Genomic DNA, 24,909 nt, shown 5'->3' on the forward strand with positions numbered 1-24,909 from the left:
GATGTTCAGTTGTCGATCGGCTATACTGCAATATCAGCGGCCCGGCCGCTGATAATATTGTGTTTTGTATATCCGGATCTGGTTACCGGATGTGAATCAAGGAGAAGTGTGTGAGGCGTTTGCCGGGGATATTATCACTGATAGTTGCTACGCTGATCGTGGTCGTTGCGTTGCTGATCAGTGGTCTCCGTATCCTGATGCCTTATATGAACCAGTACCGTACTGAGCTCCTGTCGGTTGTTTCGTCGGCGACTGACAGCCATATCCAGGCGGGTGAGCTTACAGGCCGCTGGGAAATCTTTGGCCCTTCGGTCGATATTAAAGATCTGCGCAGTACACTTGATGATGGCACTACCCTGACTATTTCTCATGTCCGGCTGGCGCTGGATGTCTGGCAGTCTTTACTTCATGCGCGATTACAGTTTCGTGATCTGACCTTCTGGCAGTTGCAGTTGGATCTTCCTTCGTTACCACAAGCCTCTCCCGGCAGTGGCGGGCACCTGGCTCCTAAGCAGCTACAAAGTCTGTTTCTTCGCCAGTTTGACCACTTTGTATTGCGCGACAGTAATATCACCTTTCCTTCCCCATCCGGTCAGCAGGTTCAGTTAGCGATCCCGCAACTGACCTGGTTTAATGAGCGTAAACGTCATCGTGCTGAAGGTGAAGTCGGGCTGACCAGTTTCACCGGGCAGCATGGTGCTATTCAGGTGCGGCTTGATCTGCAGGATGAAAAACAGCTCATTGACAGTGGACGTATCTGGTTGAAGGCTGATGAGGTAGATGTTAAACCCTGGCTGGGACGTTGGATGCATGACAAGACGACACTTCAGAGTGCTGATTTTAGTCTGACGGCCTGGATTAATCTGAAAAATGGGGCTGTCGACTCAGGGGATTTGCAGCTGAGTAAAGGCAGTGCCAGTTGGCAGGCAGGTCTTCAACAGCATCAGTTAACCGTCGATGATCTGACGGCTCATCTGTCCAGGGCAGGTAAAGGATGGGCGCTATCTATCCCTCAGACAGGTATTGAAACAGACCAGCAACGCTGGCCTCAGGGGCAATTGTCACTGTACTGGCAGCCCGAACAAAATAATTTACTGCGTGCTGCTAATGCTTCTGAAATCAGAGTCAGGGCGACTCATCTTGATTTACAGCGCATGGCTTCACTGGTACCTCTGATGGCACCGCTGGCACCTGAACTGGCTGGACAATGGCAGTCATTGCAGCCGGAAGGTAGCGTGGATAGCCTGGCAATCGATTTTTCGCTGGCAAAACCGCAAACCAGCCGTTTCCAGGCCAGCTGGCACAATCTTAGCTGGAAAAGCTGGAAATCCGTACCTGCGATAACGGGATTATCCGGTTCGGGGAGCGGTAGCTTTGATCACGGACAACTGAGGGTCTCCGGAGGGCCACAAAATATAACCGTCGGGAATGAGTTTCGTGCCCCGCTGGAAATGGAGCGATTCTCGGGTGATCTGACCTGGGATACCCGTGACGGTAACCTGCTCCTTGAAGGGAACAATCTAAAAGTCCGCGCCCGCTCGGTCGATAGCCGGGGAGATTTTCGCTATCAGCAGCCTAAAGACGGAAAACCACGGCTGGATATTCTGGCCGGGATAAACGTATTGGATGCTGGTGATGCATGGCGTTATTTTCCACAGAATCTGATGGGAAAAAATCTGACAGATTATCTGAGCGGAGCTATTAAAGGTGGAACAACCCGTAACGCGACGTTGATTTTCGCTGGCAATCCTCATGATTTCCCGTTCCGTCATAATGAAGGTATGTTTCAGGTGAGCGTTCCGTTAAAGGAGGCGACTTATGCTTTCCAGCCAGGCTGGCCTGCACTTAACCATCTGAATATCGATCTGAATTTTGTCAATGACGGATTATGGATGAAAGCGCCGCTAGCCCAACTGGGAAATGCCACGGCTGCCAACGTTACCGCGGATATTCCGGACTACCGGCAGGAAAAACTGATAATCAATGGTGACATTACGGGCAGTGGTAGTGATATTCATGATTACTTTAAACAGACTCCACTGGCAAAATCGCTGGCTGCGGCCCTGGCACAGTTACAAATTAAAGGGGATGTCAGCGGACATCTTAATCTGGATATCCCGTTGAACGGTAAGCTGGTTACCGCGACCGGTAATGTCGCCTTTAATAATAATGATCTGTTTATCCAGCCACTGAAGACGACGCTGAAAAATCTGCACGGTAATTTCCGCTATGTTAATGGTGCGCTGACCAGTGATCCTATCCTGGCACAGTGGTACGGGCAGCCGGTGACATTTAACTTCTCGACGCTCGAACAGAAAAACGATTTTGCGGTGAATGTTGGTCTGCAATCTGTCTGGCACCCTGAATCAATATCGGTACTACCTGCTGCGTTACGTTCACGTCTGAAGGGAAATCTCCCCTGGAAAGGTAATGTGGATATCAGCCTGCCATATCATGGTGAAGCCAGCTATAAAGTCAGTATTACCGGAGATGCTGGTGAAGTAAGTAGTCACTTACCCTCGCCGTTGGATAAACCAGCCGGTGGCCATCTGCCAATAGCCGTCAATGTTAACGGGAATTTGCAGAGCTTTATTTTGAGTGGCAGCATCAAAGGTGACCAGCATTTTGTCAGTCGTTGGTTACTGACACCCCGATTGAGGCTCGACCGGGGCATCTGGAAAGATCATACGACTAAGACACCCGCTCTTCCGGACAAAGCCGCGATGGTCGTGAATTTGCCGGCTCTCAACGGGGAAGAGTGGCTGGGCCTGTTGACTAATAATAACAATAATAATGACACCAATGAGTTACGCAGCACAGGCAGTCATGTGCAACTTCCTGGTGATGTTGAATTACATACACCCGCGCTCAACCTGGGGGGGCAACGCTGGAATGATTTAACGGTGTCACTGGCGGAATCGATGTCTGGTAATACCACTGTGACCGCGTCCGGCAAAGAAATTCGTGGTGTACTGAATATTAATCACCATCAGCCGTGGCGACTGAATCTTGATTATCTCTATTACAACCCACAATCGCCCTCAGGGAGTCCGCTGACTGGAAAAGTGTCCAATCCATCTACGCTCAGTTTCACTCAGTGGCCAGCATTACAACTGAATTGTCAGCAATGTTGGTTCTCCGGACAAAATTTCGGGAAAATCTCGGGGTCTCTGGCACCTTCCGGAAATAAGTTGGTGCTCACTAACGGTGAGCTAAATGCCGGTCATGCTAAACTGAAGATAAATGGTGAATGGGACAATATTCCGGGAGCCCCACGTACAGCCTTAAAAGGCCAACTGACCAGTGACGATATCGGTCAGACGATGCAATGGTTTGGTACATCAACCCCGGTGAGAGAGGCTCCGCTAAAACTGGACTACGATTTGCATTGGCAAAATGTGCCGTGGAAGCCGGAGATCTCAACACTCAGTGGTATATTGAAACTGCACACCGGTAAAGGTGTGATAGAAAATGTCAGTACTGGCCGGGCCGGGCAGTTGTTGCGGCTGGTCAGTGTCGATGCGCTGTTGCGTAAGTTAAGTTTTGATTTCAAAGATACCTTTAGTGACAAAGGATTCTATTTTGATTCCGTGAACGGTACTGCATGGATACAAAATGGTGTGCTGCAAACTGATAACTTACTGATTGATGGACTGGAAGCGGATATTGCGATGAAGGGACAGGCAGACTTCGTCCGTCGCCGGCTGGACTTTGAAGCTGTAGTCGCTCCGGAACTTTCAGCATCGGTAGGGGTAGCGACAGCCTTTGTAATTAATCCGGTCGTCGGGGCGGCGGTATTTGCTGCCAGTAAGGTTCTGGCACCGTTATGGAATAAGATTTCACTCCTGCGTTATCACATTGGCGGTACCATGGATGATCCGCAGATTCATGAAGTTTTACGTAAGCCACGCACCGCTGAATGAGACAAATTTGACGGCGGAGCAGAATTACAGCAGGCTATATCTAAACGTAATTATACGAGTGAGAAATAATGACACTGAATCTGGTAAGTGAGCACCTGCTAACCGCTAATAATATTAAACAGCAGGATTTATTTTCCCTGTTAAGCCAGCTTTCAGAACGCCGTCTGGATTATGCCGACCTCTATTTCCAGTCCAGTTACCACGAGTCCTGGGGGCTGGAAGACGGTATTATTAAAGACGGTTCATGGAATATTGATCAGGGTGTGGGCATCCGGGCGATCAGTGGTGAAAAAACCGGCTTTGCTTATGCTGATCAGTTGACTCTGAAAGCTTTGCTGCAGAGCGCCGATGCCGCCCGTAGCATTGTTCGTGAATCTGGCAACGGTAAAGTGAAAACCCTGGCAGAAGTTATCCATACCCCGCTGTATCCGGCTTTGAACCCGCTGGACAGCCTGACCCGTGAAGACAAAATTGCGTTATTACACCGGGTGGATAAAACAGCACGTGCCGCAGACCCGCGGGTTCGGGAGGTAAGTGTCAGTCTGAGCGGGGTTTATGAACAGGTACTGGTCGCGGCAACTGATGGCACACTAGCCGCAGATATCCGACCACTGGTCAGGCTGTCAGTCAGTGTTCAGGTAGACTCCCAGGGAAAACGTGAACGAGGAGCCAGTGGTGGTGGAGCCCGGACAGGCTATGAATTTTTCCTTGCCGATGAATCCGGTGAAGTCCGTGCTGACGTCTGGGCTAAAGAAGCAGTGCGTATGGCACTGGTGAACTTATCTGCGGTTGCTGCACCTGCAGGAGCATTGCCTGTTGTTCTGGGAGCCGGTTGGCCCGGAGTACTGTTGCATGAAGCTGTGGGTCATGGCCTGGAAGGTGATTTTAACCGGCGTGGAACGTCGGTATTTAGCGGTAAAGTTGGACAACTGGTGGCTTCAGAGCTTTGTACCGTCGTAGACGATGGAACCCTGTCCGACCGCCGTGGCTCGCTGGCAATTGATGATGAGGGTGTGCCGGGCCAGTATAACGTCCTGATTGAAAAGGGTATTCTGAAAGGATATATGCAGGATAAACTGAATGCCCGACTGATGGGCGTTGCCCCGACCGGTAATGGGCGCCGTGAATCATACGCTCATTTGCCGATGCCACGTATGACAAACACTTATATGCTGGCGGGAGAATCCACACCTCAGGATATTATCGAAAGTGTGGAGTTTGGCCTGTATGCCCCTAACTTTGGTGGCGGACAGGTGGATATTACTTCCGGGAAATTTGTGTTTTCAACCTCAGAAGCTTATCTGATTGAGAAGGGTAAAATTACTACACCGGTCAAAGGTGCTACGCTAATCGGTTCCGGCATTGAAGCCATGCAACAGATCTCAATGGTAGGAAACGATCTGGCGTTGGATAAAGGTGTAGGTGTCTGTGGTAAAGATGGTCAGAGTGTGCCAGTGGGTGTCGGACAGCCGACCTTAAAACTGGATAAACTGACCGTGGGTGGTACTGCCTGACTTCCCGTGACGCTTTATTTGTTAACGCACAGCCCTTCAGGCTGTGCGTTTTAGTTTCTGCTGCGGTATTCCTGATACTTTAGAGCCATCTCGCGGAAGTATTCGGTGAGATAATCGATACAAACCTGCACTTTTAATGGCAGTTTATCTTTTTCGGTAAACAGCGCATATACCGGCCGTGGCTTTGACTGATACCGGGGATACAAAATCTCTATTTCGCCTTGTTTAACATCATCCAGTACCCACATCAGTGGCATATAGGCAATACCGGAGCCAGCTTTTAACCAACCAATCAGGCTGAGTGGATCATTGGTCGCGAAGCGTCCTTTCGGGGACAATCTCAACGTGTTTCCGTCCGGGGCTGTCAACTCAAATTCGTTGTACGGATAAACACTGTATTCCAGCCAGGCAAAGCTTTCTAATTCCTCCGGCCGGGCGGGAAGATCTTTTAGTCCGGGAAAGCGGGTAGAGGCGCAAAGCACCATCGGCATACTGCCCAGCCGTCGTGAAAACAGCGCTGAATTCTCGAGGTTCCCCGCCTTGATCACTAAATCTAATCCGTGAGCGATTAAATCTGGCGAGGGATTTCCGGTGATTAAGTTAACGCTTAACCCCGGGAAGTCGTTCAGTAGTTTTGCTGTCATAGGTGATAAGACAATTCTTGCCATCGTCGTGGTACTGCCAATGCGCAGAGTACCTATGGGGGTATTATTGAAGGCATACAACTGTTCATGAACTTGTGCTGCCTCGCTCAGCATTTTCCTGCATCCCTGGTAATAAATACGGCCAGCTTCAGTGAGACCGATACTACGGGTACTACGATTCAGTAGTTTGACCTGTAATTCATCTTCCAGCTTCGCGATAGTCTGGCTGACGGATGAGACACTGAGGTGCAACTGATTTGCTGCGGCAGTGAAAGAGCCTAAATCAACCACTTTCGCAAACACTGACATACCTTTTAAACGTTCCATTGTTAACTCTGAATTAAAAGTGATTTATGTCACATAAAGTAGAAAACTAACTATCAGACACGTTACTATAATGAGATCCGGTCAATAATTTACGTGCTTGCTGTACCGTCTAAAGTTATACAAATTCAAGTATTTTGACATATGCTTGTGGTTAGCTGGCTATCAGAGAGTGATTGCCCCTGATGCTGATGACCACTATTCCTGGTTGCCTGGGTGTAATGTCATGATTCCAAAGGGTTTAAAATGAGTGTGCATCCGGTTTTAGTCGTCTTTGGGCTATCTTTTCCGCCCATTTTTGTAGAGCTGATCCTTTCGCTGCTGTTGTTCTGGCTGGTGAAGAGGATTCTGACTCCCAGCGGGATCTATGATCTTGTCTGGCATCCTTCTCTTTTTAACACAGCGCTGTATTGCTGCGTCTTTTATTTTGTCTCCAGTTTAATGGTCTGAGGTTTCAGTGAAAACGCTTATAAGAAAAATCGCACGTTATGCGATAACCCTGATTTTGGTGGTCATTGCCATCATCATCGTATTCAGGGCCTGGGTATATTATACCGAGTCACCCTGGACCAGGGATGCCAAATTTGCTGCAGATGTAGTGGCTATCTCTCCTGATGTTACGGGTCTGGTCAGTGAAGTTAAAGTCCACGATAACCAGTTTGTTAAGAAAGGCGAGACTCTGTTTATTGTCGATCGTCCGCGATTTCAGGAAGCCCTGGATGAAGCTCAGGCCAATGTTGAATACTATCAGGCAGTAGTCGCGGAAAAACGCCGTGAAGCTGCACGTCGTAACAAGATAGGTACACAAGCATTGTCGAAAGAAACCGTCGATCAGGCCAATAATGATCTGCAAACCAGCGAACATCAGCTGGCACAGGCTGTTGCAGCCCGTGATCTAGCCCAGATAGATCTGACCCGTACCGATGTGCGGGCACCTTCAGATGGCTGGGTGACAAACCTGACCGTATTCGGCGGGGAGTTTATTACCCGTGGCTCAGTGGCGGTGGCTCTGGTGAAAGCGCAGTCTTTCTATGTTATTGCTTATATGGAAGAAACCAAACTGGATGGAGTTAAACCAGGTTACCGGGCTGAAATTACGCCACTGGGCAGCAACGTCACCCTGCATGGTACCGTAGACAGTATTGCCGCCGGGGTGACCAATAGTAGCAGCACGGTTGACTCCAAAGGGATGGCAACGGTGGACTCTGATCTTGAGTGGGTAAGGCTTGCACAGCGTGTTCCCGTACGTATCCATCTTGATAAACAGCCAGGTAACCGCTTTCCTTCGGGTACTACCGCTACAGTGGTTGTGACCGGTGAAAAAGATCGTCCCCATGAAAAACCTACGTTTATTTCAGGTCTGCTGAACAGATTAAGAGAATTTGGTTAATCGGGGGGAACGATGGTCCAGTATTTTCGTTTTCCGGTTAAATTAACTTTTGCCATCCTGATGGCGCTCATCGTGGGTTTCTATTGTAATTTAGAAACTCCACGCTGGGCGGTCATGACCGCCGGTATCGTTGCCGGCGGTCAGGCATTCGCCGCCGGGGGAGACCCTTATTCTGGTGCTTTGCGGCACCGTGGGATACTACGTATTATCGGGACCTTTATTGGTTGCCTGGCTGCACTGACTATCATGATTTTCACCGCACGGGCGCCGGTGGTCATGTTATTGCTCTGCTGCATATGGTCAGGCTTCTGTGTCTGGTGGTCATCAATGATACGGGTCGAGAACTCCTATGCCCTGGGCCTGGCAGGGTATACTGCATTGATCATTATCGTAACGGTAGATGCCAGCGGTACTCTGCAACTTGTTCCCCGCTTTGCTGTAGAACGTTGTTGCGAAATTATCATCGGTATTGTTTGTGCCATCGTAGCCGATATGATCTTCTCTCCCCGCTCAATCAAGAAAGTGGTCGATCAGGAAGTCGAATCTCTGTTATTAGCCCAATACCAACTGTTACAGCTGTGCGTCAGACACCAAAGTAAAGAAGAACTGGATAAAGCTTGGAGTGCGCTGGTGCGTCGTACCAGTGCTTTTAGCGGTATGCGCAGCCAGTTGCGGATGGAATCAAGCCACTGGCGTAATACCAGTCGGCGTATGAAAATGTTACACACCTTATCTCTCACCATGATTACCCAGGCGGCGGAAACGTTCCTTATTCAGAATACCCGGCCACATTATGTGCCGGCTGATTTCCATCAGCTCATCGATCAGGATGTCAATAATATTACGGATTTGCGGAGGCAACTCAAAGAGTTGCGTCGGTTGCTGACACTTAATGAAACCTCCGATATCCCGGTGACACTCAGTAGCTGGGTAGGTGCCGCTTCTGAGTATTTACTGTTGATGAAAGGCATTCAAAGTAATGCCCGGATAAATAAAACCGAAGAAACTATTCTGCAACGTGAAGGTGAGGTTCATGTCCGTTCTGCTGAAACTCATCCGGCAATGATCAACGGGATTCGCACATTTACCGCGACCGCACTGGGTTCACTGTTTTGGTTGTATACTGGCTGGAGTGCCGGCAGTGCCTGTATGGTCATGCTGGCAGTTGTGACGTCTCTGGCGATGCGCCTGCCTAATCCTTTGATGATGGCGAAAGATTTTTTGTACGGGATGTCGGTGGCGGTACCTTTAGGAGCGATTTACTACGTATTCTTAATGCCGGGCACCCAACAAAGTTTGTTTTTATTGTGTCTGATTATAGGCGCTCTGGCTTTTGTCTGCGGTATTTTTATCCAGAGGCGTCAGCTGGGTACCCTGGGAGCATTTATAGGAACTCTGAATATCATTGTGTTGAGCAATCCTATGAGTTTTTCTATCAATACTTTTATTGATAGTGCTCTGGGTCAGGTGATTGGATGTTTTGTTTCAATGATGGTGATATTACTGATTCGCGATAAATCAAAAGCCCGTACCGGTCGAAAAATTCTCAACCGATTTATGTATGCTGCAGTATCATCATTAACGACTAATCCGGAAAAACGCAGAGAAAATCACCTCCCCTCTCTGTATCAGCAATTGTTTTTGTTATTAAATCTTTTCCCCGGAGATATCGATAAATATCGTCTGGCGTTAACATTAATCATCAGCCACCAACGTTTGCGCAGAGCTGATATACCCCAAAATGCCGATTTGTCTGAATTTCATCGTCGTTTGCGTTATACCGGAGACAGGGTTATCTCATCTCACAGTGAAGAAAAAAAACGTTACTATTATCATCGGCTGTTGCAGGAGTTTGAGATTTACCAGCAAAAGCTTAAGCAATATTCTGCCCCTGTATCAGTGACGGAGCCGGTACACCGGTTAGCCGATATTCTGTCTCGTTACCAGAACACTATGATTAATATCTGAAGCGTGGTCCTCAGTCCTGTAGGGCTGCAGACATCAGAGAGTAAGAGGATGGCTTGGTAAGTTGTAGCCGTTTTATCTTTGTTTCGTGGTGTTAACACGAAAGTTCAGAAATAAAAAAGCCCCCTGAAAGGGGGCGAAGCTGACGTTACTGTAGTGTTATTGTGTAAATCCCGGTGGGAAGCCGGTAACTTACAGTTATTATAATTTTTTAAAATTCTGCATGATTCATCCGGATTATTTATCCAGGCATATAACCTTTATTATTTTCCGGTAAACCTGATTAATTTTGATTCTTATGACAAATATTTCGGTCATGATTCCTGTGTACAGATGGGATATAACCGGATGCTTTTTTATAGACTACTTTTTGAGATTACTTATAAATAATGGCGGTTTCATGATAGTTGCCATTAATATAAGCCTCGGTGACATGATATGCTTTAGCACCCAGGGAAGTTGCTTTATTATTTAATTGTTCGTTGATATCCGAAGGTGATGCATTAATTCCGCTGACGGTAATCACGCCAAAAGACTGCATTCCCCGGGCCTGTTCGCTACTGACAGACTGCGCAGCAAAAGTACTAAATGACAGCGCTGATAACACGCTGACCATCGCCAGGCCGGCTTTTATTTTCACAATAATTTCCTCGTTAATTTTTAATTTTGTGATTCAGATCACGGAGTAAATTATAGATCTGATAACGTAAGAAATTAATGTTTTGCTAATAATGTTTTTTCAAATGAAAGCGATTACCTGGGTTTTTTTATAACAATTTAAACTAAAAATTGATGGTAATTTAACCCAGGATGTGTTTTTTCCTGATATAACAAAATGTTATGCATACTTAACATTAAGAGCTATTTTGTCGGGCGTTAACTCTGGTGTCATATTTCATGTTTGACCAGAAGACTACAGAGGGTAGTGCGGGAAATGGAACCGGGAAGCGTAGCAATACTGGTTGACCGGCATCGTTCAGATGCCGGTATTCCTGACTTAGAGTTCCTGTTCGAACAGAGTCAGAATGGCATCATAAAGTTTTTTCACGGTAAAGTTTCGTGATGGCGTGACAAAGATAGTGTCATCACCGGCGATAGTCCCCAGAATGCCTTCTGCTTTACCCAGGGAGTCGAGTAGCCGGGCAATGAGTTGAGCAGCACCGGGACTGGTATGGATGACGACCAGAGCGTCATTATAATCAATATCCAATACCAGATTTTTCAGTGGGCTGCTGGTGGTTGGAACCCCCAGCTCAGCCGGCAGACAGTAAACCATCTCCATTTTTGCATTTCGTGTACGTACTGCACCGAATTTTGTTAGCATCCGTGAGACTTTAGACTGGTTTATGTTGTTAAAGCCGTCGTCCTGAAGAGCAACTACAATTTCGCCCTGAGAACTAAACTTTTCTTCTTTTAGCAGCGCTTTAAAAGCTCTGATTAAATCTTCTTGTTTAGAGGAGGTTCGCATAGGCTACCATGAGTAATAAAAAGGAATTGCGCAGGGATAATTACATGATTATGCACCTGTGTGAATTTTTATGCAATCGACTAACGGGTATAAAAAGGCGGGAATGCGCCAGGCGCGGATTGTAGCAAATAAATAGTGAATAGTCCAAATGGCCAGATAATCACATTTTTATAGTTTTTTATATTGCAACGGACCAGAGGATAGTTTGTTTAGCTCTGCTGTAGCTTGTCGTCTGGGTTGAGTATGCGGTGACAAACCCCGGGCACTATCGAGGAATCCATTCCGCAGAATGGATAAAAAATCATACATTGACCGGTGAAAGCGAAATGGCGCGCACCTTGCCTGCAGCAGGACGATGATTAGCAATTAAGGAGACGAAGAGTCACTTACGCCGTTGTCCTGCGGGAATTCACGGATGGTTACAGGAATAGTCATCTTTTTATCATTACGCAGTAATTCAACCTCAATGACGGTGCCGGGACGAATTTCAGCGACCTGGTCCATCGTTTCCTGTGCAGAAACCGCGGGTTTTCCATTCACACTTAACAGCAGGTCATTGGCTTGAATGCCAGCCTGTTCTGCAGGGCCTCCGGGAGCAACTTTACTGACCACAATTCCCTGTATCTTATCCAGGCTGTTGCCGTGCCCATTCAGGGCTGGAATTTCCCGTGTGGTTATTCCGATAAATCCACGGATCACCCGGCCATAACGGATAAGCTTATCCATTATCTGGGTAGCCAGAGCTGTCGGGATAGCAAAACCAATACCTTCAGGAGTTTCGCCATCGCTACTTTTATCAAACGTCAGAGTATTTATCCCCATCAACTCACCTTGTGAATTGATCAAAGCACCTCCGGAATTACCCTGATTGATAGAAGCATCAGTTTGCAGAAAGTTCTGGCGTCCTGAGGAACTCAACCCTACGCGGCCGGTAGCACTGATAATGCCCTGAGTGACGGTTTGTCCCAGGTTATACGGGTTACCAATGGCCATCACCACATCACCAATATGGGGGATCCGTTTCCGGTTGATGGGAATAACCGGCAAATTAGTGGCTGAAATTTTCAAAACAGCAAGGTCAGTCATCGTGTCTGAACCGACCAGGGTTGCTTCGTAGAAACGTCCGTCCTGTAATGCCACAATGATCTGGTCTGCATTATTGATGACATGTTTGTTGGTCAGAATGTAACCTTTATTGTTCATTATCACCCCGGAACCCAGGGTGGTAATGCCGCGACTATTATTGGTCTGAGTATTGCGGTTATAGACGTTAACGACCGCAGGTGCCGCCCGCCGTACACCTTGGCTGAAACTGACTATTGGTTCTTCGGCACTATCATCTGAATGGTCAAGCAGAGCCAGCAGGCGGCTTCCATAGTGAAATCCTGGCATCACCAGTAGAATCACTACCGCCACAATAAGGCCGATAATCACCGAACGTAATAATTTGAGTAGCATGCCAGTTGCTTTGCCAGAAGAAAGGTGGCTTAGGATAACATGATAACGGTCGGCACGGGTATCCGCTTGTAACGACCGTTATCAGTGCTTTTTAACGCATTAACAGATAGATACTATCTTTGCCACGAATGACATTCAGAGCGATGACATCCGGTTTGGTGTCGAGGACTTTCTTCAGTTCATCAAGGCTTTGTACCCGCTGGTGGTTAATGCTGACAATCACATCACCGGCATGCAGGCCAACCTGTTCCGCGGCACTTTGTTTACTCACCGAAGTGACTTTCACTCCTTTCTGTTTATCTGTAGTTTCTCCGTTACCAAATTCTGCTCCCTGGAATGCCGGCTGAGGTAACAGGGTCGATGCGCCATTCGATGAGTTACTTTGATCCAGAGTGACCACTACATTGATGGTTTTACCATCACGCAACAATCCGAGACGCACTTTTTCGCCCGGAGCCGCGGTCCCGACTTTAACTCTCAATTCGGCAAATCCGGTAATCGCCTTATCATTCAGGGTGGTAATAATATCACCCGCTTTGACACCGGCTTTATCTGCAGCGGAACCTGGTAATACCTGGGCGACAAACGCACCATGAGTGACATTCACATTGAAAGCTTTTGCCATATCAGCGGTCAGCTCAGTCCCTTTAATTCCTAACTGACCGTGTTTCACCTGGCCGTACTTAATCAACTGGTCGGCAATGTTGATAGCCATATTGCCAGGAATGGCAAATCCGATACCGATATTCCCACCACCGGAGGCCAGAATTGCAGTGTTAATACCGATTAACTCACCACGCAGATTCACCAGCGCTCCGCCTGAGTTACCACGGTTAATTGCAGCATCCGTCTGAATAAAGTTCTCCAGACCTTCAATATTCAGCCCGCTGCGGCCAAGTGCCGAAATGATACCGGAAGTTGCGGTTTGTCCCAGTCCAAACGGGTTACCAATAGCGATAGCGAAGTCACCTACCTGCAATTGGTCCGAGTTAGCTATTTGAATTTGAGTAAGGTTTTTCGCATTGCTGACTTGTATCAATGCGATATCGGACTGGCTGTCACTGCCGATCAGTTTGGCGGTATACTGGCTGCCATCACTGAGTTCGACAGTGATTTTGTTGGCGCCATTAATGACATGATAATTGGTGAGAATATAGCCTTTTTGTGCATCAATAATCACGCCGGAACCCAGTCCTTCAAACGGCTGACCCTGCGAATTTTGTGGTGCTTGTTGGCCAAAGAACTTCTTCAGTGGCTCAGGGATATTCTGATCATCAGATGCCGGCTGAATGCCACTGACTTTTACACTCACCACTGCAGGCAGAACTTTTGCCAGCATAGGAGCCAGTGAAGGGAGTGGTTGACCTTCAACCTTAACTGGCAGACTGGCCTGGACAGGAAGTGAAAAAGACAGATTCAGCCCGGCACCCAGCGCCATAGCCAGCAGTAACGGTGATAATTTTTTCATTTTGCAGGTGTTCTCACTGTTGAGGGTAAGAAATTGCCGGAGTACGCAATAGCGGCAGCGGAAACACAGCGGGCGCATAGGCGCCCGGTGGATCATTTGTGGTTGATCGGGCCGCTTCTCAGTAATCCTGAGGCACCTTCAGAGTAATCCCGCGGGATTTGCACCGGAGCCTGATCATTATCAGCTTCTGCTTCGGTATCCTGCCAGGCAAACGGATTCTGGTCCCCGGGCAAATCAGGTAACAGATCGTTAGAACCTTTCGCCATATGCTGATAAAGCTGACGGTAATCATGTGCCATGTTATCCAGCAATTCGGCACTGCGTGCAAAATGGCCGGTCAGTTCTTTACGGTAATCTTCCAGTTCAGCTTTGGATTTTTCCAACTCATACTGGACGTTACGTTGCTCACGTAATTTTTTATTTCCAAAGCGCATAGCAACAGCGCCAATGACAAGCCCAATTACTAATCCGATTAGCCCATATTCCCAGGTCATAATGACTCCCCTAATTTCCGTTGTTCTTCAGGGCACAACGATTCTCTACTGCATGATAATCAGTTAACAACAAGAAGATAACTTACTTCAATACTAGTCACTATACCCGTTAATCTCCCGGAAGTGGAATCCTGAGTCAGGCTGTCGTACTGTATAACGGTTTTTTTTCGTCAAACGACAACAAACGGACTTTTCCGGATAGCTGAGAAAAATGCAAATGACATCACCCCTGGCCCTGTATCAGCAAGAGCTTACCCGTGGCGCTTTTCAGCCTGATGACGTTCAGAAGGCGGCAATGACCCGACTGGATTCTATTTATCAGTCTTTTACCTCACGGAATACCTCTCAGGTACCCTCCAAAAAAGGCGTGTTTGGCCGGCTTTCCGGATTACTGGGAAAGACTAAACAGGATGAAATAACCCCGGTTCGTGGCTTGTATATGTGGGGAGGGGTCGGACGCGGGAAAACCTGGATTATGGATCTGTTTTTTCAGTCTATTCCTGGTGAGAGAAAACTTCGCTTACATTTCCACCGATTTATGCTGCGGGTACATGAACAACTCACAGAATTGCAGGGGCACAGCGATCCGTTGCTGATTATTGCTGACCGCTTTAAAGCAGAAACCGATTTATTGTGTTTTGACGAGTTCTTTGTCTCCGATATTACCGATGCCATGTTACTGGGTACTCTGATGGAAGCTCTGTTCGGACGGGGTATTACACTGGTAGCGACCTCGAATATTCCCCCCGATGATCTGTATCGTAATGGCTTGCAAAGAGCGCGTTTTTTACCTGCAATTGAGCAGATTAACCGTCATTGTGACGTGATGAATGTTGATGCAGGGATTGACTACCGCCTGAGGACGTTGACCTCAGCTCATCTCTGGAAAACACCCGTCACACCTCAGGCTATTAAAGAGATGGCGTCGATGTTTGGTGTACTTTCGGGTTGTGATTACTCTCAGGCAGAGTCACCGGTGCTGGAAGTTAACCATCGCCAGATGACAACACTCAAAGAACATGGCGGAGTGGTGGCGCTGGATTTTGTTACGCTGTGTGGTGAAGGGCGTAGTCAGCTTGACTATATAGAGCTTTCGCGGCGTTATCACAGTGTATTTTTGTTTAACGTTCCTGTGCTGACAACGGCGATGGAAGACCAGGCAAGACGATTTCTGGCATTAGTCGATGAGTTTTACGAGCGACATGTTAAACTCATTGTCTGCGCAGAAGCAGCGCTGGAAGATATTTATGCCGGCAATCAGCTAAAATTTGAATACCAGCGTTGCCTTTCACGTCTGCAGGAGATGCAGAGTGAAGAGTTTCTGCGCCGCCCTCATTTGCCATGAATGCGAATGTCCGGGCGCGGGGCCGCAATTTTATCGCAAAAAGAGTCGATTTTTAGTCGCGACTTCTCTATACTCTTGCGACCCCACGTTACGGCAAATGGTTTTTTTTTCCCAAAAACCTTTGTGATCCGGTAATTCTATCCGAAGGGGTAGGCTTGCTGGCAAAATGGTCGTGTGAGCCTCAATCGTTTACTTAAGCGTTTGGGATTTCACCAACGTGTAACTTATATTTGGGTAAGCTTTTCAATGAAAACTTTTACAGCTAAACCAGAAACCGTCCAGCGTGACTGGTATGTTGTTGACGCGACAGGCAAAACTTTAGGTCGTTTAGCGACTGAACTGGCTCGTCGTCTGCGTGGTAAGCATAAAGCGGAATACACTCCGCACGTTGATACCGGTGATTACATTATCGTTCTGAACGCTGATAAAGTTGCTGTTACCGGCAACAAGCGTAGTGATAAAATCTATTACCATCACACCGGCCACATCGGTGGTATCAAGCAAGCGACCTTCGAAGAGATGATTGCTCGCCGTCCTGAGCGTGTGATTGAAATCGCGGTTAAAGGCATGCTGCCAAAAGGCCCGCTGGGTCGTGCTATGTACCGTAAACTGAAAGTTTACGCAGGTAACGAGCACAACCATGCGGCACAGCAACCGCAAGTTCTTGACATTTAATCGGGATTACAGGCAATGGCTGAAACTCAAAACTACGGCACAGGTCGCCGCAAAAGCTCCTCCGCTCGCGTCTTTATCAAGCCGGGAAGCGGTAACATCGTTATCAATCAGCGCTCTTTAGAGCAGTATTTCGGTCGTGAGACTGCACGTATGGTCGTGCGTCAGCCACTGGAACTGATCGATATGGTTGGAAAATTTGATCTGTACATCACTGTTAAAGGTGGTGGTATCTCTGGTCAGGCTGGTGCGATCCGTCACGGTATCACACGTGCTCTGATGGAGTATGACGAATCTCTGCGTTCAGAACTGCGCAAAGCGGGCTTTGTTACCCGTGATGCACGTAAAGTTGAACGTAAGAAAGTCGGTCTGCGTAAAGCACGCCGTCGTCCACAGTTCTCCAAACGTTAATTGTTTGCTGCTTTTGCAGCATATCAGTTGGCATCAAAAACCCGCTTCGGCGGGTTTTTTGTTGATTTATCCTCTCCGTTTGCGCCATTTCAGGCATTTTATTGGCAAATCTTTAATCACCCCCCACAAACTGGCGAAGATCTGATAAACTGTCGGCTTAATTTATGCTTGGCAGCAGTTAAGCGATGCGCAGAATTCAGGGAATGGTTGAAAAGAACGCATCTGCATAGGTTGCAAGCGCTATGTTTACTGGTTAGCAGGCCATCGCCGGCTATTCCCGGTATCTTTTTGAGCAAAGTGGAGGTTTTCATGGCTGTCGCTGCCAACAAACGTTCGGTAATGACACTGTTTTCCGGACTCACTGATATTTTCAGCCACCAGGTGCGTATTGTCCTGGCTGAAAAAGGCGTTAGTGTGGAGATTGAACAGGTCGATATGGATAACCTTCCACAGGATCTGATAGATCTGAATCCGTATTGTACAGTTCCTACCCTGGTTGACCGTGAGCTGACGTTGTATGAATCCCGCATTATTATGGAATACCTGGATGAACGTTTTCCTCATCCGCCATTAATGCCGGTTTATCCTGTCGCCCGTGGTGAAAGCCGTTTGATGATGCACCGTATCGAACAAGACTGGTACAGCCTGATGTTCCTGATCGAAAAAGGAACCGCTCAGGAGGCTGATGATGCCCGTAAACAACTGCGCGAACAGCTGCTGGCCATTGCCCCTTTATTTGCCCGTACACCGTTCTTCATGAGTGAAGAGTTCAGCCTCGTGGATTGTTATCTGGCACCGCTATTATGGCGTTTACCTTCCATGGGCGTAGATCTGAGTGGTGCGGGTTCAAAAGAGCTTAAAGGTTATATGACCCGTGTGTTCGAACGTGATTCTTTCCTGGCTTCGCTGACCGAGACTGAACGCGAAATGCGTCTGCAATTTCGGGGTTAATTATGGAAATGTCTGAAATGACAGCACGTCGTCCCTATCTGTTGCGTGCTTTCTATGACTGGTTGCTGGATAACGATCTGACGCCGCATCTGGTCGTAGATATTAATCTGCCCGGCGTGATGGTTCCGCTGGAATATGCTCGTGATGGTCAGATTGTATTGAATATTGCCCCTCGCGCGGTGGGGAACCTGGAACTGACTAATGAAGAAGTGCATTTTAATGCTCGCTTCGGTGGTGTTCCACGTCAGGTTGTCGTGCCTATGGTGGCAGTCATGGCTATTTATGCGCGGGAAAATGGGGCAGGGACGATGTTTGAGCCTGAACCAGCGTATGAACAGCTGGCGGGTGATGATGAGACTCAGCAGCCATCAGAGACGGTGATGTCTGTCATCGATGGCGATTTACCCGATGATGCAGAAACATCTGTTGACGGTGACGACAACGAACCACCTCCTAAAGGTGGCGGGCGTCCTGCGCTGCGCATTGTTAAATAACCATCAACCTCTTTATGCACCGGCCACGATAAGTGGCCGGTTTTCTTTAAGCGATGCCTTCACGTCAGCTATTACGTGGTATAGCCGCCATCGATCAGCCACGATATTCCATGAAGAAACCTGCATCTGACCCTACCGGTAACAATGACACTGTTCTCAAATTCCATTGAAGCTCTTAATCTGAACCCTCTTCTGTTTGCCCTGAGCATTTGAATTGTAAACCCCCGGAATTCCCTGATAGCGGACGTCTTCCTGACGTAATAGCGGAATCAACGTTAACTTTTTGGCCAAAAAAAAAGGCACATAACTGTGCCTTTTCTGTGGTGTTATCCGTTAGGGATTACACTTCCAGGAAATCCATGATCCCTTCTGCTGCTTTGCGACCTTCCGCAATGGCAGTCACTACCAGATCGGAACCACGAACAGCATCACCTCCGGCAAATATCTTAGGATTGCTGGTCTGGAAGGTACTTTCGCTTTTCTCGGGAGCAATAATCCTTCCCTGAGAATCCAGTTCCACGCCAAATTCAGCCAGCCAATCCATTTTATGCGGGCGGAATCCGAATGCCATAACAACGGCATCTGCCGGGATCACATGCTCAGAACCGGCGACGATTTCTGCCCGACGACGGCCGGCTGCATCAGGTGGTCCCATTTCGGTACGGGCCATTTTCACACCGCTGACCCGACCGCTGCTGTTAATTTCCACACCCAAAGGCTGCAGGTTGAACTGGAATTCAACCCCTTCTTCACGGGCATTTTTAACTTCGCGTTTTGAACCTGGCATGTTTTCTTCGTCGCGACGATAGGCGCAGATAACATGACTGGCACCCTGACGAATGGAAGTACGTACGCAGTCCATCGCGGTATCACCACCGCCTAACACGACCACACGCTTACCGTGCATAGTGATGTAAGGCTGGTCCTCCAGTGGCTCAAAGCCCATAGTATGACGGGTATTAGCTATCAGGAAAGGCAGGGCATCATAAACACCGGGTGCCGATTCATTCTCCAGCCCGCCGCGCATTGACTGGTAAGTCCCGACACCAAGAAATACGGAGTCGTACTCATCCATCAGCTCATTCAACTGAATATCTTTGCCGACTTCGGTATTGAGTCTGAACTCAATACCCATTTCGGTGAACAGCTCGCGACGTTTAATCATCACTTCTTTTTCTAATTTAAAAGAAGGGATACCGAAGGTGAGTAAGCCACCGATTTCCGGATGTCTGTCATAAACTACGGCTTTTACGCCGTTACGGGTCAGTACATCTGCACAGGCCAGTCCTGCCGGACCGGCACCGATAATCGCAACACGTTTACCGGTAGGGGTCACGTGAGACATATCTGGCTTCCAGCCCATCTCCATCGCTTTATCATTGATATAGCGCTCAATATTACCGATGGTGACGGCACCGAATTCGTCGTTCAGTGTACAGGAGCCCTCACACAGACGGTCCTGCGGACAAACGCGGCCACAGACTTCCGGCAGACTGTTCGTCTGGTGAGAAAGGTCTGCAGCTTCCATGATCCGGCCTTCATTGGCAAGTTTCAGCCAGTTCGGAATGTAGTTATGGACCGGACATTTCCACTCACAATACGGGTTACCGCAGGCCAGACAACGATCAGCCTGCGCCTTTACCTGGCCTTCCGAGAAAGGCTCATAGATTTCAACAAATTCAATTTTCCGGATTTTCAGCGGTTTTTTGGGCGGATCAACGCGCTGCAAGTCGATAAATTGATAAACGTTCTGACTCATCGTGACCTCTTACTGCGCCTGAACCCGCAGCTCTGCTGCGGAACGGCTACGGTGACCCAACAATGCTTTTACATCACTGGACTTTGGTTTTACCAGGGTGAATTTAGAAGCCCATTCCGGCCAGTTAGCCAGAATTTCTTCGCCACGGCCTGACTGGGTGTACTGAACATGTTCAGTAATCAGTCCGCGCAGGTGCTCTTCATGAATCGGCAGCTGTTCAACATCCAGCACTTCAACCAATTCCGGATTCACGCGTTTACGGAATTCACCATCTTCATCCAGAACATAAGCAAATCCACCGGTCATCCCTGCGCCGAAGTTAACTCCGGTACGGCCTAACACACAGACAATACCGCCGGTCATATATTCACATCCGTTATCACCAATCCCCTCAACAACCGTGATGGCTCCTGAGTTACGTACAGCGAAACGTTCTCCGGCACGACCAGCGGCAAACAGTTTGCCACCTGTAGCTCCGTACAGGCAGGTGTTGCCCGCAATAGTCGCATCGTAACTGCGGAAGGCTGAGCCCATGGGTGGCCGGATTGCCAGCAGACCACCGGCCATGCCTTTACCGACATAATCGTTCGCGTCTCCGGTCAGGATCATTTCCAGGCCCCCGGCATTCCACACTCCGAAACTCTGTCCAGCGGTACCGGAAAAATGGACGCGGATAGGATCGGCAGCCAGGCCCTGATCACCATGAACACTGGCAATAGCACCGGATAAGGTCGCTCCCACAGAACGATCAGTATTCCGAATATCAAAGTAGAACGTTTTGCTTTGTCTGAGTTCGACAAAAGGTAAAGCTTGATCCAGCAATGCTTTGTTTAACAACCCTTTATCAAAAGGAGGGTTGCTTTCTGTGCAATGCAGGGCTTTGCCTGACATTGGCTGTGCCGTCTTCAGCAATGATGAAAGATCCAGTTTCTGCTGTTTGGCGGTAAATCCGTCCAGCTCCTTGAGCAGATCAGTACGACCTATCAGATCAGTTAACCGGGTTACTCCCAGAGAAGCCATAATCTCACGGGTTTCACGGGCTATAAACTCAAAGTAGTTAGTGACTTTAAATGGCAGACCGTGGTAATGGTTTTTACGCAGTTTGTCATCCTGAGTCGCAACACCGGTTGCACAGTTGTTCAGGTGGCAAATACGCAGGTATTTACAGCCTAATGCAACCATCGGGCCGGTACCGAAACCAAAACTTTCGGCGCCAAGGATAGCGGCTTTAACGATATCCAGCCCCGTTTTCAGACCACCATCGATCTGCAGACGGATTTTATGGCGTAAACCATTCGCGACCAGGGCTTGCTGAGTTTCAACTAGTCCCAGTTCCCATGGGCAGCCGGCATATTTTACGGAGGTCAGCGGACTGGCCCCGGTACCACCATCGTAACCGGCGACGGTAATCAAATCGGCATAGGCTTTAGCGACCCCGGTAGCAATAGTGCCGACACCCGGCTCTGACACCAGTTTTACCGAAATCATTGCTTTCGGATTGACCTGTTTCAGATCGAAGATCAGCTGGGCTAAATCTTCAATTGAATAGATGTCATGGTGCGGTGGTGGCGATATCAGTGTCACACCGGGAACTGAATAACGCAGACGCGCGATATAAGGTGTCACTTTATCACCAGGCAACTGTCCGCCTTCACCTGGTTTCGCTCCCTGGGCGACCTTAATCTGGATAACATCTGCATTCACAAGATAAGCCGGAGTCACACCGAAACGTCCTGAGGCCACCTGCTTGATCCGTGACACTTTGTTCGTGCCATAACGTGCCGGATCTTCACCGCCTTCACCGGAGTTAGAGAATCCACCGATGCTGTTCATGGCTTCAGCCAGTGATTCATGCGCTTCAGGGCTCAGAGCACCAATCGACATCGCTGCGGTATCGAAACGTTTATACAGTTCACTGGCAGGTTCGACATCATCAACATTAATGCTGACGGTGTCTTCGCCAGGCTGCAGTTGCAACAGATCACGGAAAGTAGCTGCCGGACGCTGATTGACCAGATCAGCATATTTCTGATAGTCGCTGTATTCACCGCTTTGAACTGCCTGTTGCAGGGTAGCGACGACATCCGGGTTATAAGCGTGGTATTCGCCACCGTGGACGTACTTCAGTAAGCCACCCTGTTCCAGAGTCTTCCGTTGCAGCCAGGCACGTTTGGCCAGGTTAACCAAATCCTGCTGGAAGTCAGTAAAGCTGGCTCCGGCAATACGGCTGGTCACGTTCTGGAAGCACAGACGAGTCACATCCTGGTGCAGACCAACGGCTTCAAACAGTTTGGAACAACGGTAAGAAGCAATGGTGGAGATGCCCATTTTGGACATGATCTTATACAGACCTTTGTTGATGCCGTTACGGTAGTTGAGCATCACATTACGGTAATCTTTTTCGATAACCCTGCTGTCGCACATCTGAGCCAGAGACTCGTAAGCCAGCCATGGATAAACGGCAGTGGCACCAAAGCCAAACAGTACCGCAAAGTGATGCGGATCGCGGGCTGAGGCCGTTTCAACAATGATGTTGGCGTCACAACGCAGATTTTTTTCTACCAGACGAGCCTGTACTGCACCCACGATCATTGGAGCGGGTACCGGTAAACGACCCGGACTTATCTGACGATCGGAAAGCACCAGCAGTACCGTACCCTGACGAACCAGCTCTTCTGCCTCGTCATTCAGTCGATGAATAGCGTGCTCCAGCGTTTCGTTATCCGGTTCGAATGTACAATCCAGGGTATCGGCACGGTAGTATTTGCCTTCCAGCGTGGTCAGCTGGGTGAAATCTGAATAGAGGAGAATCGGCGATTTAAAGCTTACCCGATGCGCCTGTCCTTCAGCTTCACAGAAAACGTTCATTTCCTGGCCGATACTGGTTGCCAGTGACATGACGTGGTTTTCACGCAGCGGATCGATTGGCGGGTTGGTCACCTGAGCGAATTGCTGACGGAAATAGTCATAAATGATACGTGGACGGCTGGAAAGTACGGCAAAAGGGGTATCGTCACCCATTGAACCGACAGCTTCCTGGCCATTTTCTCCCAGTACCCGCAATACGGTATCCAGCTCTTCGCTGCTGTAACCAAACTGCTTATGGTAAGTCGCCAGCATCGCGTCGGATAACTGACGGCTACCGACCTGCTCGTCCGGTAACTCTTCAAACGGCACCAGGCGCTTAACGTTCTTTTCCATCCACTCTTTATAAGGGTGGCGGCTTTTCAGGTCATTATCGGTTTCTGCTGAATGGAGGATACGCCCTTCACGGGTGTCAATAACCATCAGTTCACCTGGACCGACGCGGCCTTTTTCTACCACTTCATCGGGCTGATAGTCCCAGATTCCGACTTCTGAAGCACAGGTAATCAGCTTATCTTTGGTGATGACATAACGGGCTGGGCGTAAGCCATTACGGTCCAGGTTACAGGCTGCATAGCGGCCATCCGACATAACAATCCCCGCAGGGCCATCCCAGGGTTCCATATGCATCGAGTTAAAGTCGAAGAAGGAACGTAATTCCGGGTCCATGTCCGGGTTGTTCTGCCAGGCAGGTGGTACCAGTAAGCGCATCGCACGGATCAGGTCCATACCGCCACTCAGGAACAGTTCCAGCATATTATCCATTGAACTGGAATCTGAGCCTGTTTCATTCACAAATGGCGCCGCATTCTGCAGATCCGGAATCAGTGGCGTATTGAATTTGTATGCACGAGCACGTGCCCACTGACGGTTACCGGCAATGGTATTAATCTCGCCATTGTGTGCCATATAACGGAATGGCTGAGCCAGTGGCCAGCGAGGTACAGTATTGGTAGAAAAGCGCTGATGGAACAGGCAAATAGAGGATTCCAGGCGTAAATCAGCCAGGTCCAGATAAAAGCGTGGCAGGTCGGCAGGCATGCACAACCCTTTGTAGATATTTACCTGGTTTGAGAAGCTGCACACATAGAAATCACTGTCATTCAGTGCTTCAACGCGTTTTTCTATCCGGCGGCGTGCCATATACAGACGGCGTTCCATATCACGCGGGCGCCAGCCAGCCGGTGCATTAATAAATATTTGCTGGATATCAGGCAGAGAGGAGAGTGCAATTTCGCCCAGAACGTCCTGATTGGTCGGGACCTCACGCCATCCGACCACTGACAGTGTTTCGCGAATAATCTCTTCTTCGACAATCTGACGTGCCGCACTGGCTTTTGCTTCATCGGTGCTCATAAACAGCATACCGACGGCATAATTTTTGGCCAGTCTCCAGCCTTTTTCTTCTGCGACAACGCGGAAGAAACGGTCAGGTTTTTGTAACAGCAGTCCGCAGCCATCTCCGGTTTTGCCATCAGCAAGAATTGCACCGCGATGTTGCATTCTGGCCAGGCCATGGATGGCGGTACGTACTACTTTATGGCTCGGTTCACCTTCTATATGGGCGATCAGACCAAAACCACAGTTATCCTTTTCAAGGGATTTATCATACAACATTTAGTGAACCTCCCCGGGCTCTATAGACCCTTAATATTCCGGCAGTCAGACATGCTCAGTGAAGGCGACAGAATGAACGCACAAGGTTGCGCAGTTATTCCTTTATCGCCCTACAGCCAGGACTGGTTTAGTCGATGTGACAAGTGC

At 48.6% G+C, this 24,909-nt stretch carries 18 protein-coding genes; 10 read left to right on the top strand and 8 right to left on the bottom strand.

The genetic code is table 11. The annotated features are described in order from the left end of the window. Positions 1–110 precede the first annotated feature (110 nt). Both yhdP and tldD read left to right on the top strand, forming a co-directional pair. Positions 111–3,923 (top strand): AsmA2 domain-containing protein YhdP, encoded by a 3,813-nt coding sequence (yhdP, locus tag HA49_RS20140; protein ID WP_038016805.1) that lies wholly within the window; start codon positions 111–113, stop codon positions 3,921–3,923. A 68-nt stretch (positions 3,924–3,991) separates the two neighbouring features. After that, on the top strand, positions 3,992–5,437 hold the full coding sequence (gene tldD, locus HA49_RS20145; protein ID WP_038016807.1) for a metalloprotease TldD: 1,446 nt from the start codon (positions 3,992–3,994) through the stop codon (positions 5,435–5,437). A 50-nt stretch (positions 5,438–5,487) separates the two neighbouring features. Here tldD and aaeR read toward each other — a convergent pair whose 3' ends face one another. Continuing rightward, positions 5,488–6,408: an HTH-type transcriptional activator AaeR gene (gene aaeR, locus HA49_RS20150; protein ID WP_038016808.1), complete on the bottom strand. Its 921-nt coding sequence runs from the start codon at positions 6,406–6,408 to the stop codon at positions 5,488–5,490. 243 nt (positions 6,409–6,651) lie between these two features. On the opposite strand from aaeR, the gene aaeX reads away from it, so the two are divergent. From aaeX to aaeB, 3 genes are read left to right on the top strand one after another with little or no spacing between them, the layout of a single operon-like run. Further along, positions 6,652–6,855: a p-hydroxybenzoic acid efflux pump operon protein AaeX gene (gene aaeX, locus HA49_RS20155; RefSeq protein ID WP_038016811.1), complete on the top strand. Its 204-nt coding sequence runs from the start codon at positions 6,652–6,654 to the stop codon at positions 6,853–6,855. Positions 6,856–6,862: 7 nt separating this feature from the next. Further along, complete coding sequence (gene aaeA / locus HA49_RS20160; protein ID WP_038016813.1) at positions 6,863–7,795, top strand: p-hydroxybenzoic acid efflux pump subunit AaeA; 933 nt, start codon at positions 6,863–6,865, stop codon at positions 7,793–7,795. 12 nt (positions 7,796–7,807) lie between these two features. Continuing rightward, the gene (gene aaeB / locus HA49_RS20165) at positions 7,808–9,763 is read left to right on the top strand and encodes a p-hydroxybenzoic acid efflux pump subunit AaeB (protein ID WP_038016816.1); all 1,956 of its coding nucleotides are present in this window, start codon (positions 7,808–7,810) and stop codon (positions 9,761–9,763) included. Positions 9,764–10,136: 373 nt separating this feature from the next. Here aaeB and HA49_RS20170 read toward each other — a convergent pair whose 3' ends face one another. The 5 genes from HA49_RS20170 to zapG all read right to left on the bottom strand — a co-directional run bounded on the left by HA49_RS20170 (position 10,137) and on the right by zapG (position 14,648). Then, positions 10,137–10,400 (bottom strand): YdgH/BhsA/McbA-like domain containing protein, encoded by a 264-nt coding sequence (locus tag HA49_RS20170; protein ID WP_038016820.1) that lies wholly within the window; start codon positions 10,398–10,400, stop codon positions 10,137–10,139. Positions 10,401–10,757: 357 nt separating this feature from the next. Continuing rightward, complete coding sequence (argR, locus tag HA49_RS20175) at positions 10,758–11,228, bottom strand: transcriptional regulator ArgR (protein ID WP_038016822.1); 471 nt, start codon at positions 11,226–11,228, stop codon at positions 10,758–10,760. Positions 11,229–11,594: 366 nt separating this feature from the next. After that, on the bottom strand, positions 11,595–12,686 hold the full coding sequence (degS, locus tag HA49_RS20180; protein WP_038016824.1) for an outer membrane-stress sensor serine endopeptidase DegS: 1,092 nt from the start codon (positions 12,684–12,686) through the stop codon (positions 11,595–11,597). A 91-nt stretch (positions 12,687–12,777) separates the two neighbouring features. Beyond that, entirely contained in the window at positions 12,778–14,154 is a 1,377-nt protein-coding gene (locus tag HA49_RS20185; protein WP_038016961.1) for a Do family serine endopeptidase, read from the bottom strand. Between the two features lie 92 nt (positions 14,155–14,246). After that, complete coding sequence (zapG, locus tag HA49_RS20190) at positions 14,247–14,648, bottom strand: Z-ring associated protein ZapG (RefSeq protein WP_038016825.1); 402 nt, start codon at positions 14,646–14,648, stop codon at positions 14,247–14,249. A 211-nt stretch (positions 14,649–14,859) separates the two neighbouring features. Here zapG and zapE point away from each other — a divergent pair, with 211 nt between their 5' ends. The 5 genes from zapE (at position 14,860) to sspB (ending at position 18,521) form a co-directional block, all read left to right on the top strand. Continuing rightward, the gene (gene zapE, locus HA49_RS20195; RefSeq protein WP_038016827.1) at positions 14,860–15,993 is read left to right on the top strand and encodes a cell division protein ZapE; all 1,134 of its coding nucleotides are present in this window, start codon (positions 14,860–14,862) and stop codon (positions 15,991–15,993) included. A 246-nt stretch (positions 15,994–16,239) separates the two neighbouring features. Beyond that, positions 16,240–16,668 carry a 50S ribosomal protein L13 gene (gene rplM / locus HA49_RS20200; protein WP_038016830.1) on the top strand — a complete coding sequence of 143 codons (429 nt, stop codon included), beginning with the start codon at positions 16,240–16,242 and terminating at the stop codon, positions 16,666–16,668. 15 nt (positions 16,669–16,683) lie between these two features. Continuing rightward, positions 16,684–17,076, top strand: coding sequence for a 30S ribosomal protein S9 (gene rpsI / locus HA49_RS20205; RefSeq protein ID WP_038016832.1), 393 nt, complete (start codon positions 16,684–16,686; stop codon positions 17,074–17,076). 309 nt (positions 17,077–17,385) lie between these two features. Further along, positions 17,386–18,027, top strand: coding sequence for a stringent starvation protein SspA (sspA, locus tag HA49_RS20210; protein ID WP_038016835.1), 642 nt, complete (start codon positions 17,386–17,388; stop codon positions 18,025–18,027). A gap of 2 nt (positions 18,028–18,029) precedes the next feature. Further along, entirely contained in the window at positions 18,030–18,521 is a 492-nt protein-coding gene (sspB, locus tag HA49_RS20215; RefSeq protein WP_038016837.1) for a ClpXP protease specificity-enhancing factor, read from the top strand. Positions 18,522–18,861: 340 nt separating this feature from the next. Here the strand turns inward: sspB and HA49_RS20220 are convergent, their stop codons facing one another. Continuing rightward, positions 18,862–20,280, bottom strand: a complete 1,419-nt coding sequence (locus HA49_RS20220) for a glutamate synthase small subunit (protein ID WP_038016839.1) — start codon at positions 20,278–20,280, stop codon at positions 18,862–18,864. A 9-nt stretch (positions 20,281–20,289) separates the two neighbouring features. Further along, positions 20,290–24,762: a glutamate synthase large subunit gene (gene gltB, locus HA49_RS20225; RefSeq protein WP_046791924.1), complete on the bottom strand. Its 4,473-nt coding sequence runs from the start codon at positions 24,760–24,762 to the stop codon at positions 20,290–20,292. Positions 24,763–24,909: the final 147 nt, after the last annotated feature.

Origin of the sequence: Tatumella morbirosei, assembly GCF_000757425.2 — a bacterium.
In the GTDB taxonomy this organism is placed as follows: Bacteria; Pseudomonadota; Gammaproteobacteria; order Enterobacterales; family Enterobacteriaceae; genus Tatumella; species Tatumella morbirosei.